The 11,823-nt window shown below is 65.0% G+C and carries 11 protein-coding genes; 10 read left to right on the top strand and 1 reads right to left on the bottom strand.

The window, feature by feature from the left end:
- Positions 1 to 40: 40 nt before the first annotated feature.
- The 8 genes from urtA to J2X67_RS22605 all read left to right on the top strand — a co-directional run bounded on the left by urtA (position 41) and on the right by J2X67_RS22605 (position 9,288).
- The gene (gene urtA, locus J2X67_RS22640; protein WP_309956714.1) at positions 41 to 1,309 is read left to right on the top strand and encodes an urea ABC transporter substrate-binding protein; all 1,269 of its coding nucleotides are present in this window, start codon (positions 41 to 43) and stop codon (positions 1,307 to 1,309) included.
- Positions 1,310 to 1,404: 95 nt separating this feature from the next.
- On the top strand, positions 1,405 to 2,952 hold the full coding sequence (urtB, locus tag J2X67_RS22635; RefSeq protein WP_309957002.1) for an urea ABC transporter permease subunit UrtB: 1,548 nt from the start codon (positions 1,405 to 1,407) through the stop codon (positions 2,950 to 2,952).
- 55 nt (positions 2,953 to 3,007) lie between these two features.
- Positions 3,008 to 4,237: an urea ABC transporter permease subunit UrtC gene (gene urtC / locus J2X67_RS22630; RefSeq protein WP_309956712.1), complete on the top strand. Its 1,230-nt coding sequence runs from the start codon at positions 3,008 to 3,010 to the stop codon at positions 4,235 to 4,237.
- Entirely contained in the window at positions 4,234 to 5,112 is an 879-nt protein-coding gene (urtD, locus tag J2X67_RS22625; RefSeq protein WP_309956710.1) for an urea ABC transporter ATP-binding protein UrtD, read from the top strand. The genes urtC and urtD overlap by 4 nt, the downstream gene beginning before the upstream one ends.
- Before the next feature lie 12 nt (positions 5,113 to 5,124).
- Positions 5,125 to 5,817: an urea ABC transporter ATP-binding subunit UrtE gene (gene urtE, locus J2X67_RS22620; protein WP_309956708.1), complete on the top strand. Its 693-nt coding sequence runs from the start codon at positions 5,125 to 5,127 to the stop codon at positions 5,815 to 5,817.
- A 133-nt stretch (positions 5,818 to 5,950) separates the two neighbouring features.
- A complete protein-coding gene (locus J2X67_RS22615; protein WP_309956706.1) occupies positions 5,951 to 7,210 on the top strand; it encodes an MFS transporter in 1,260 nt (419 codons plus the stop codon).
- An 88-nt stretch (positions 7,211 to 7,298) separates the two neighbouring features.
- Positions 7,299 to 8,309 carry an aldo/keto reductase gene (locus tag J2X67_RS22610; protein ID WP_309956704.1) on the top strand — a complete coding sequence of 337 codons (1,011 nt, stop codon included), beginning with the start codon at positions 7,299 to 7,301 and terminating at the stop codon, positions 8,307 to 8,309.
- Between the two features lie 40 nt (positions 8,310 to 8,349).
- Positions 8,350 to 9,288 (top strand): VTT domain-containing protein, encoded by a 939-nt coding sequence (locus tag J2X67_RS22605; protein ID WP_309956702.1) that lies wholly within the window; start codon positions 8,350 to 8,352, stop codon positions 9,286 to 9,288.
- Here J2X67_RS22605 and J2X67_RS22600 read toward each other — a convergent pair whose 3' ends face one another.
- Positions 9,289 to 9,711 (bottom strand): hypothetical protein, encoded by a 423-nt coding sequence (locus J2X67_RS22600; protein WP_309956699.1) that lies wholly within the window; start codon positions 9,709 to 9,711, stop codon positions 9,289 to 9,291. It lies immediately after the preceding gene.
- Between the two features lie 79 nt (positions 9,712 to 9,790).
- Here J2X67_RS22600 and J2X67_RS22595 point away from each other — a divergent pair, with 79 nt between their 5' ends.
- Positions 9,791 to 11,155, top strand: coding sequence for a cache domain-containing protein (locus J2X67_RS22595; protein WP_309956697.1), 1,365 nt, complete (start codon positions 9,791 to 9,793; stop codon positions 11,153 to 11,155).
- An 8-nt stretch (positions 11,156 to 11,163) separates the two neighbouring features.
- Complete coding sequence (locus J2X67_RS22590) at positions 11,164 to 11,811, top strand: response regulator (protein WP_409050536.1); 648 nt, start codon at positions 11,164 to 11,166, stop codon at positions 11,809 to 11,811.
- Positions 11,812 to 11,823 lie beyond the last annotated feature (12 nt).

The raw sequence follows: 11,823 nt of genomic DNA, 5'->3' as shown, positions 1-11,823 counted from the left end.
CCGGCGACAAGGTTTCAACCACCCCGGAGCAGGAGTCCACATGCAACGTCGTTTCACACTCAAGGCGCTTACCGCCGCCGTCGCGCTCGCCAGCATTTCTGCTGCGCCTGCATTTGCCGCCGACACCATCAAGGTCGGCGTGCTGCACTCGCTGTCGGGCACGATGGCCATTTCTGAAACCGTGTTGAAAGACACGGTGCTGATGGCCATCGACGACATCAACAAGAAGGGCGGCGTGCTGGGCAAGCAGCTCGAGCCCGTGGTGGTCGACCCCGCTTCCAACTGGCCGCTGTTTGCCGAAAAGACCAAGCAGCTGCTCGGCCAGGACAAGGTTTCGGTGATCTTCGGCTGCTGGACCTCGGTGTCGCGCAAGTCGGTGCTGCCGGTGGTCGAGGAAATGAACGGCCTCTTGTTCTACCCCGTGCAGTACGAGGGTGAAGAGCTCTCCAAGAACGTGTTCTACACGGGCGCGGCGCCCAACCAGCAAGCCATTCCGGCTGTCGACTACCTCATGAGCAAGGAAGGCGGCGGCGCCAAGCGCTGGGTGCTGCTGGGCACCGACTACGTGTACCCCCGCACCACCAACAAGATCCTGCGCGCCTACCTCAAGAGCAAGGGCGTGAAGGACACCGACATCGACGAGAAGTACACCCCCTTCGGCCACAGCGACTACCAGACCATCGTCGCCGACATCAAGAAGTTCTCGGCCGGCGGCAAGACCGCAGTGGTGTCGACCATCAATGGCGACTCCAACGTGCCCTTCTACAAGGAGCTGGGCAACGCCGGCCTGAAGGCCAAGGACGTGCCGGTGGTGGCCTTCTCGGTGGGCGAGGAAGAACTGCGCGGCGTGGACACCAAGCCGCTGGTCGGCCACCTGGCCGCATGGAACTACTTCATGTCGATCAAGAACCCGACCAACACCGCCTTCATCAAGCAGTGGAGCGACTACGCCAAGGCCAAGAACATTGCCGGGCACAAGGACAAGCCGCTGACCAACGACCCGATGGAAGCCACCTGGATCGGCATCCACATGTGGAAGCAGGCCGTCGAGAAGGCCAAGAGCACCGACACCGACAAGGTGATTGCCGCCATGGCCGGCCAGACCTTCACTGCCCCCTCGGGCATCGTGTCGAAGATGGACGAGAAGAACCATCACCTGCACAAGAGCGTGTTCATCGGCGAGATCAAGACCGACGGGCAGTTCAGTGTTGTGTGGAAGACGCCGGGCCCCGTCAAGGCCAAGCCATGGAGCCCGTACATCGAAGGCAACGACAAGAAGCCGGATCAGCCTGCCGGCAAGTCGCTGTAGGCGTGCTTTCTCCCTCCCCCCGCTGGGGGAGGGAGCCAATTCCAACTTCCACTTTCACGATGCTTCGACGATCCCTTCACTGCGCAATCGCCGCCATGCTGCTCATGGCATCGGGCGCCCACGCGCTGACCGCCGACGAAGCCAAGGCCATTGCCTCCGGCGAATCCGAATCACGCATCACCGCGCTCAACAAGGCCGTGCTCACGGCCGACGAAAAAACCGCCGCCTTCATCCAGGCCATGTCGGAAGACGCGGTCAAATACACCGAAGACAAGGTCTTCGTGATGAAGGAAGACAAAGGCTACGACCCGGTGACCGGCGCCGAACTGAAGGTGCCCGACACGGCTGAAGACGTGGTCAATAACAATCTCATGCGCGGCGCGCTCGATGCCGCGCAGGCTGCTCTCAAGCTCACGAGCAAGGACGACGCGGTGCGCGCCGAAGCCGCGCAGGCGCTCTTCAAGGAGCCCGACGAATCGCGCATTCCGATGGTCGAGAAGGCGCTTGCCGCCGAGACCAACCCCGGCATCAAGGCGCAGCTCCAGCTGGTGCGCGCCGCCAGCATGCTGGGTAGCACCGACAAGGCCAAGCGCCTTGCCGCAGCCAAGGAGCTGGGTGCCAACAGCAGCCCCGACACCAAGTTGCTGCTCAACCAGCGCCTGGCCGATGAAACCGAGCCCGACGTCAAGGCGGCCATCGTGGCCTCCATTGCAAGCATCGACGGCTCGCTGGTGTGGGGCGACCGCATCAACGCAGTGTTCAGCGGCATCAGCCTGGGCTCTGTGCTGCTGCTTGCCGCGCTGGGCCTGGCCATTACCTACGGCCTGATGGGCGTCATCAACATGGCGCACGGCGAGCTGATGATGATCGGCGCCTACGCCACCTACGTGATGCAGGGCATCTTCCAGCGCTACATGCCCGAGGCGGCATTCGGCTGGTACCTGGTTGCAGCCATTCCTGTTTCCTTCCTCGCATCGGCGCTTGTGGGCGCGGTGCTCGAACGCGGCGTCATCCGCTTTCTCTACGGACGCCCGCTCGAAACGCTGCTTGCCACATGGGGCATCAGCCTGATGCTGCAGCAGCTGGTGCGTTCGCTTTTCGGCGCGCAGAACGTGGGCGTGGAAAACCCGGGCTGGATGAGCGGCGGCTTCACCATGCTGAGCAACGTGACGCTGCCATGGAATCGCATCTGCATCATCATTTTTGCGGCGCTGGTGTTGCTGGCCATGGGCTGGCTCATCGGCCGCACGCGGCTCGGGCTCTTCGTGCGCGGCGTTACGCAGAATCGGCCCATTGCTTCGTGCATGGGCGTGAACACGGCGCGCATCGACACCTATGCCTTCGCGCTCGGCTCCGGCATTGCCGGCCTTGCGGGTTGCGCGCTGAGCCAGATCGGCAACGTGGGGCCCGACCTCGGCCAGAGCTACATCGTCGACAGCTTCATGGTGGTTGTGATGGGCGGCGTGGGCCAGCTCGCGGGCACCGTGTACGCGGCGCTGGGGCTCGGCGTTCTCAACAAGTTCATCGAGGGCTGGGCGGGCGCGGTGCTTGCGAAGATCGCGGTGCTTGTCTTCATCATCATCTTCATTCAAAAGAGACCTCAGGGCATCTTCGCCATGAAGGGCCGGAGTGCAGAGGCATGAGCCGCCGGGCCGCTCCCAAAGCGAATAACGCAGCGCGCAGCGCGGAGAACTTCGAATGAGCAACAAGGTCGTACTTCCCACCAAAGGGCCGCTGTTGAGCGGCAAGGGCTGGACAGCCTTCTTCGTTGCGCTGATCGTGGTGTGCGCAGTGGCGCCGGTGCTCAACATGTGGGTGCCCGCTGACAGCCCGCTGCACATGAGCGACTACGCGGTGGCGCTGGTCGGCAAGATCATGTGCTACGCCATCTGCGCGCTGGCCATGGACCTGATCTGGGGCTACACCGGCATTCTCTCGCTGGGCCACGGCCTCTTCTTTGCGCTGGGCGGCTACATGATGGGCATGTACCTCATGCGGCAGATCGGCCGCGACGGCAACTACAAGAGCGACCTGCCGGACTTCATGGTGTTTCTCGACTGGAAGACACTGCCCTGGCACTGGACCTTCAGCGACAGCTTCATTGCCACGCTCGTCCTCATCGTTGCGGTGCCGGGCCTCATCGCCTTCGTGTTCGGTTTCTTTGCCTTCCGCTCGCGCATCAAGGGCGTGTATTTTTCGATCATCACGCAAGCCATGACCTTCGCCGCCATGCTGCTGTTCTTCCGCAACGAGACGGGCTTTGGCGGCAACAACGGCTTTACCGATTTCAAGCGCATCCTGGGTATTCCGATTGCCACGCAGGAAATGCGCATGACGCTTTTTGCGCTCACGGGCATCACGCTGCTGGGCTTCTTTCTCTTTGCCAAATGGCTCATCGGCAGCAAGTTCGGCCGCGTGCTCCAGGCCATTCGCGACGCCGAAACGCGCGTGATGTTCTCGGGCTACAACCCGTTGCCGTACAAGCTCACGATCTGGGTCATCTCGGCCATCATGTGCGGCGTGGCCGGTGCGCTGTATGTGCCGCAGGTCGGCATCATCAACCCGGGCGAGATGAGCGCGGCCAACTCGATCGAGATCGCGATCTGGGCCGCGGTGGGCGGACGCGCAACGCTCATCGGCCCGATCATCGGTGCCTTCATCGTCAACGGTGCGAAGAGCTGGCTCACCGTCGCGTATCCCGAATATTGGCTCTACTTTCTGGGCGCGTTGTTCATTGCTGTCACGCTCTTCCTTCCGAACGGCATCGTGGGCCTGGTGAAGAAATGGCTGTCGCGCGAGAAGGCGGCGCCCGCCGCACCGAGTGCTGGCCGTGAAGAAGCGCAACGCGCCATGGCCGCTGCGCAAGGCATGGAGCCCGGGGCGCTGCATGCGCCGCTTGCGCCCGAGGTGAAGGGAGCGCGCGCATGACCCCCGACCTGATGGAAGCCGGCGCCCAGCGCGCCGCCCGCGCGGCAGGCATGCACTACGTGAGCGGCAGCACCGAGTCGGGCGGCCGTTCCGCAGGCTTCGGCCGCATTGCGACGCCGGGCGAAGTGGACATTACGCACGGCCGCATCCTGTACCTGGAAGACGTGAGCGTGAGCTTCGACGGATTCAAGGCCATCAACAAGTTGTCGCTCGACATTGCGCCGGGCGAGCTGCGCTGCATCATCGGCCCCAACGGCGCGGGCAAGACGACGATGATGGACATCATCACAGGCAAGACGCGGCCCGACGAGGGCACGGTGTTCTTCGGCAGCACGATCGACCTTCTGCGCCATCGCGAGGCCGAAATTGCGCAACTCGGCATTGGCCGCAAGTTCCAGAAGCCGACAGTGTTCGAGCACCTCACCGTGTTCGAAAACCTCGAGCTCGCGCTGAAGACCAACAAGGGCGTGCGCGCGTCGATGCTGTTCAAGCTCGACTCGGCTCAGAGCGACCGGCTGGCCGAGGTGCTGCACACCATTCACCTGGCCGACAGCGTTTCGCGCCTTGCAGGCAATCTCAGCCACGGCCAGAAGCAGTGGCTCGAAATTGGCATGCTGCTGATGCAAGACCCGAAGCTGCTGCTGCTCGACGAGCCCGTGGCCGGCATGACCGACGAAGAAACCGCGCGCACCGCCGAGCTGTTCCTCACGCTCAAGGGCAAGCATTCGCTGATGGTGGTGGAGCACGACATGAGCTTCATCCGCACCATCTCGGAGATCGTTACGGTGCTGTGCGATGGATCGGTGCTCGCCCAAGGCACGTTGGACGAAGTGCAGTCGGACGAACGCGTGATCGAGGTTTATCTTGGCCGCTGAGGAATCGATTTCATGCTGACAGTCAAGAACATCCACCAGTACTACGGCGGCTCCCACATCCTTCGCGACGTGAGCTTCGAGGCCACGCTCGGCAAGGTCACGGTGCTGCTGGGCCGCAACGGCGTAGGCAAGACCACGCTGCTCAAGTCGCTGATGGGCCTGGTGCCCATCAAGAGCGGCAGCATCGAGCTGGAGGCCAAGCCGATCCACAAGGCCACGCCGTACGAACGGGCGAGGGCCGGCATCGGCTTCGTGCCCCAGGGCCGCGAAATTTTCGCCCGCCTCACAGTCGAAGAAAACCTGCGCATGGGGCTGGCCTACAAGAGCGGCAGCACGCCCATACCCGCGGAACTGTTCGAGCTGTTTCCGGTGCTCAAGCAGATGATCAACCGCCGTGGCGGCGATCTCTCCGGTGGCCAGCAGCAGCAGCTTGCAATTGCCCGCGCGCTTGCGCCCAAGCCCAAGCTGCTCATCCTCGATGAGCCCACCGAAGGCATTCAGCCCAGCATCATCAAGGACATCGGCCGCGTCATCCGCATGCTGGCCGACCGCGGCGACATGGCTATCGTGCTTTGCGAGCAGTACTACGACTTTGCGCAGGAGCTCGCCGATAACTACCTCGTGATGGAGCGCGGCGAGGTAATTGCGCGCGGCCTTGGCAAGGACATGGAGGCGCAGGGCGTGCGGCAGCTGGTCGCCATCTGACGCTTCTGACCACGGGCGCGGCAAGGCCGACCAGGTATCGGCCGCAAGACAACTGCGTATCGGCAACGATTCAGGGTTTACCCTAAAATCGGGCTCTGCCCGTCGCCGCCGGGCACCTCCCAGGAGCCTGGCCTTGAACGCCTCCCCCACCGCGCCCGAAAGCGGCGCGGATACCGACATTTCCTCTTCCGCTTCGTCTGCGCCGACTCGGCCCCTCAACTTCTTGCGGGCCGTGCTCGCGCTCGGCGTTGGCGGCTTTGCCATTGGCACGGGTGAGTTCGTCATCATGGGCCTGCTGCCCGAGGTTGCGCGCGACATCTCCGTCAGCATTCCACAGGCGGGGCACGTCATCAGCGCCTACGCGCTTGGTGTGGTCATCGGCGCGCCCGTGCTCGCGGTGCTTGCTGCGGGCTGGCGCCGGCGCGCGCTGCTGATTGCCCTCATGGCCATTTTTGCTGCCGGCAACTTTGCCAGCGCCATGGCGCCGGGCTACATGTCGCTCAACCTGCTGCGCTTTGCGACTGGCCTCCCGCACGGCACGTACTTTGGCGTGGCCGCGCTGGTGGCGGCAACGCTTGCGCCGCCCGGCCGGCGTGCGCGGGCCGTGGGCCTTGTCATGCTGGGGCTTACCGGCGCCACGCTCGTCGGCGTGCCTATTGCCGCCTGGCTCGGCCAGCTGTTCGGCTGGCGCGCGGCCTTCGTGTTTGTCGGCGTCATCGCGCTCGTTGCCGTGGCGCTCCTGCGCCGCGACATTCCCGATCTTGCGGCCCCGGCGGGAGCCAGCCCCTGGCGCGAGCTTGGCGCTCTCAAGCGCAAGCAGGTGTGGTTCACGCTCGGCATCGGCGCCATTGGCTTTGGCGGCATGTTCTCGGTGTTTAGCTATATCAAGCCCACGCTCATCGAGGTGGCCGGCTTGCCTTTGGGCGGCGTGCCCTTCGTTCTTGCGCTGTTCGGCCTGGGCATGGTCACGGGCAACCTGGTCGGTTCGAGGCTGGCCGACAAGTCGCTCATGCGCACCATCGGCGGCCTGCTGGTGTATGCGGCACTGGTGCTCGCCATGTTCACCTTTGCGGCGCACAACGTGTACACGGCGGCCTTCAACGTGTTTCTCATCGGCACCACCGTCGCCATTGGCCCGGCCCTGCAAATCCGCCTGATGGACGTGGCCGGCGATGCGCAAACGCTCGCCGCCGCGCTCAACCACTCGGCCTTCAACATGGCCAATGCGCTCGGCGCCTGGCTTGGCGGCGTGGCCATTGCGGCAGGCCTGGGCTGGACTTCGACCGGATGGGTGGGCGCGCTGCTGGCGTTGGCGGGCATAGGCATCTTCGGCTGGGCCGTGATGAGCGCACGTGCCGGCAACCGGCAAGGCGGCCGGCTCGAAGCGACCTGAAAGACCGGCGCATGCAGGATTGCGCGGCCGTGTCTATGATGACCGCCGCCCCTCCACCCCTCTCTCATCTCCTCGGATCGAGACCACCATGAGCATTCCCACTACCCGGCTCGGCCGCACGGGCCTGACCGTCTCGCGCCTTGCGCTCGGCACCATGACCTTCGGCCTGCAGACCGACGAGGCCGTGTCGCACAGCATTCTGGACAAGGCCGCAGATGGCGGCATCAACTTTCTGGATACGGCCGATGTGTACCCGCTCGGCGGCACCGTCGAAACCACGGGCCGCACCGAAGAAATCATCGGACGCTGGTTGCAAAAGCAGGGCGCCACGGGCCGCCGCCGCTTCGTTGTAGCCACCAAGGCCGTGGGCAAGGTAGGCCCCAACAGCTGGGATCAGGGGGCCTCGCGCAAGCATCTGCTCGATGCAATCGATGCATCGCTCAAGCGGCTGCAGACCGACCACGTCGACCTGTACCAACTGCACAGCGACGACCGCGAGACACCGCTCGAAGAAAGCCTGGAGGCGCTCGACGTCATCGTCAAGTCGGGCCGCGCGCGCTACATCGGCGTGTCCAACTTCCTGGCTTACCGGCTGGCGCGCGCGCTCGGCAAGGCCGAGCTGCACAAGCTCACGCGCTACGTGTCGGTGCAGCCGCGCTACAGCCTGCTGTTCCGCGAGATCGAGCGCGAGCTGCTGCCGCTGGCAGGCGAAGAGGGCCTGGGCGTGATTCCCTACAACCCGCTGGCCGGCGGCCTGCTCACCGGCAAATACAAGCCGGGCGCAAAGCCCGAGGAAAACACCCGCTTCACGCTGGGCACCGCCGGCGGCATGTATCAAGACCGCTACTGGAACGAGCGCAGCTTCAACACCGTGACGCAGTTGCACAAGCTCGCCGACGAAGCCGGCGTGCCGCTGGCCACGCTGGCCGTGGCCTGGGTCATGGCCAACCCGCTCATCACCGCGCCGCTGCTCGGTGCAAGCCGGCCCGAGCAGCTCGACGCCACTCTGGCCGCCGCCGAATACAAGCTCGACCCGGCCCTGAAGCAGAAGCTGGACGAGCTGACGGCCGAATACCGCAAGGGCGACGCGCCCCGCTAGGCCATCACGGAGTGAACCCAAAAAATCTTGCGCTGGTGCCATGGCACAGCTGATGTCGCTGCTGGTGCAGAACGCGATCGCGATCGTCTTCGCGGCGAGTTTTGCTGCGCGCCTCGGCTTGCCGGTGCCTGCGGCCGCGGTGCTGGTGGTGTCCGGCGCGCTGCTGGCGGCCGGCAACGTCTCGGTGGCGGGGGTGGTGCTGGCTGCGGTGGTGGCCAACCTGCTCGGAGACGGCGCCTGGTTCTATGCCGGGCGGCGCTTCGGTTACCGCTTCATGCGCCTTCTGTGCCGCATCTCGCTGTCGCCCGACTCATGCGTGCGGCGCGGCGAATCGCTCATCGGCCGGTGGGGCGGCCTCTCGCTGGTGGCCGCCAAGTTTGTGCCCGGCGTCTCGGTGGTGGCACCGCCCATGGCCGGCGCGCTGGGCATGTCGGTATGGCGCTTCATCGGGTTCGACATTGGCGCCGCCCTCATCTGGACCGGCGTTTTCCTGGGCCTCGGCTGGGCTTTTCGCGACCAGATCCAGGAAGTGCTCGCCATGCTCGCCCAGGCCGGCGGCATTGCAACGCTCGCGCTGGTGGTGGTGCTGGCCGTGATGCTGGCGGTGCGCTACTGGCGCCGCCGCGCGTTCATGCGGCTCACCGGCATGCCGCGCATTACCGTTGACGAACTGCACGACCTGCTGGCCGGCGAGGCACCGCCGCTGGTCATCGATGTGCGTGGTGAGGCCGGCCTGCAGGTCGACCCGCGCCGCATTCCCGGTGCGCTGTCGTACACGCTCAAGGCCCTGCAGCAGCGGCACGGTGAACTGCCGCTTGTGGGCGGGCGCGACGTGGTCCTTTACTGCAACTGCCCCAACGAAGTGTCGGCGGCCCAGGCCGCGCGCGTGCTTCTGGCGCGGGGTGCGCGGCGTGCCCTGCCGCTGACGGGCGGGCTCGACGCCTGGGTAGCCTCGGGCCGGCCAACCAGCCTGCACTGATCAGTCCAGCCGGACCATCGGGCACGACAGCACCATTCGCTCGTCGAGCGGCGAATTGCGCCAGCCGGGCAGGTCGCGTTTCTCGTACGCTTCGAGCGACTGGTAGCCCTGAACGCTCCAGCCGTAAGTGCTGTATTGCTGCGCTTCGATCACCTCGTAGCGACAGTGCCGGCTGCGCGCCGCAAGGCGAAATGCGATGCGGCGATGGTCCGGGGCGAGGTCTTTGTCCAGCACGCTGTAGCGCGCGGGCTTGCAGATGCTGAAGCTCGAATTCCATTCGATGGTCTTGGTGCGGACGAAGAGCCCGCCCGAGCATGCACGCCCCGTCCCGCTGAAAACTGCCGTAAACGGCGCGTCGGCATTGGCCGGGCCGAGGCCACCCGATAGAAGAATGGCCAGTACGGCAGCTCTGCCAATCTGCATGAATGATCTCCCGTGTGCGTTGCCGTGCCCCCGCAATCTTAAGGTTCGGGGCCACGCCCGGTGGTAGTCTTGCCCACCGATGAACCTCCGTACCAAGATCGTCGCGCTGGCTGTTACACCCCTGCTCATCGCGCTGGTGCTGGTTGCGCTGGCGGTGCGCCACCAGGAGCACGATCTTGCGCGGCGCGAGCGGGCGCTCATCGAAAAAAGCTACATGGACCAGCGGCGCAGCGAACTGCGCAGCTATGTCGACCTGGCCGTGAGCATCGTGCGCCCGCTGTACGACGCAGGCCTGGACGACGAAGAAACCCGCAACGAGGCCCTGCGCCGCCTTGCCGCACTCGACTACGGCGACGACGGCTACTTCTTCGTCTACGACATGCAGGGGCGCTCCCTCATGCATTCGCGGCAGCCCGACCTCGTGGGCAAGAACCTCTGGGAAATGCGCGACTCCCGCGGCCGCTTCACCATACAAGACCTGATTGCGGGGGCGCAGGCGGGCGGCGGCTATGTCGAATACGAGTGGCGCAAGCCCTCCAGCGAGCAGATGGCGCCCAAGCTCGGCTACGTTACCGCGCTGCCTCGCTGGAACTGGATGGTAGGCACCGGCCTTTACCTCGACGACATCGAAACCACCATGCAGGCGCTCGACCGGCAGATGAGCGCCAACGTCACAACCACGCTGTTCTGGATTGCCGGCATTGCAGCGCTGTGCCTGGGCGTGGTGAGCGCTACCGGGCTGCTGCTCAACCTCAGCGAACACCGCGTGGCCGAGGCCAAGCTGCGGCTGCTTGCCCGGCGCGTAGTGCAGTCGCAAGAAGAAGAGCGCGGCCATCTTGCGCGCGAGCTGCATGACGGCACCAGCCAGACGCTCGTGTCCGCCAAGCTGCTCATCGAATCCGCCGTAGACGCCCTCGACCGCGGCAGCCAGGCTGCGCCGCCGGCGCTGACCAAGGCGCTGCAAAGGCTCAACGATTCGCTGCTTGAAGTGCGCCGCATTTCGCACCGCCTGCGCCCGGCGTTGCTCGACACCCTTGGCCTGCCCGCGGCACTTCAGCGCCTGGGAGACGAGTTTGCGGAAGAGGGCACCATCGATGCGTCCATCATGATCGAAGGCGAGGCCTTCGAACTCTCGCAGGAAACAAAGACCGCGCTCTTCCGCGTCACACAAGAAGCGCTCACCAATGTGCGCAAGCATGCAACGGCGCACCGCGTGCATATTGCGCTCGGCTTTTCGGACGAAGAAGGCGTGCGGCTCGAGATTGGCGACGATGGCGCGGGTTTCGACGTGGACGCCACGCAACTCGACCCGCGCCGCGGCATCGGCCTGCGCAACATGCGCGAACGCATGGAGTCCATTGGCGGGCGCCTCAGTGTGCATTCCAGTGAAGGCGGAACGACCATCGTGGCCGAAGTGCCGACCCAGAGCGCAAGGCCTGAATAGCCATCGAGATGACGATGACAGACGCTGCCTCCACCATCCGCCTCTTTCTGGTCGACGACCATCCTCTTGTGCGCGACGGCCTGCGCGCGCGGCTCGGCTCCATGCCCAACCTGGAGATCGTCGGCGAGGCGGGCAGTGCCGCCGAAGCGCTCGCGCTCGTGCAAGAGCTGCGCCCCGACCTGCTGTTGATGGACGTCGGCATGAAAGACATGAACGGTATCGACCTGGCCGCGCTGGTGCTGCAACGCCAGCCGGCGCCGCACGTGGTAATGCTCAGCATGTACGACAACCCCGAGTACGTGCAGAAGGCCTTGCAAGTGGGCGCGCGTGGCTACGTGCTGAAGGATGCGCCCGCTGCCGAGATCGTTGCCGCCATAGAAGCCGTGTCAGCCGGCGGCACCTTCCTGAGCCCGGCCGTTTCCAAAAAGCTGTTTCGCAACCAGGCGCCCAAGCCGCTGCTCACGCCGCGCGAGAGTGAAATACTCACCGCGTTGGGCAGGGGCGAATCGAGCAAGCAGATTGCGCGCGACCTCGGGCTTAGCGTACGCACAGTGGAGGCGCACCGGCAGAGCATCAAACGCCGGCTGGGAATCGAGGGTCAGGCCGAGTTGATCAAGTATGCGGTGGAACATGCGCGGGAGTTCGGCGGCGGGTGAGCAGCGGGGCTC

Source organism: Variovorax sp. 3319, from assembly GCF_031456585.1.
Lineage (GTDB): Bacteria > Pseudomonadota > Gammaproteobacteria > Burkholderiales > Burkholderiaceae_C > Variovorax > Variovorax paradoxus_P.
The sequence above is the reverse complement of the archived record's forward strand: the minus strand, read 5'-3'. Positions and strand labels throughout refer to the sequence as shown.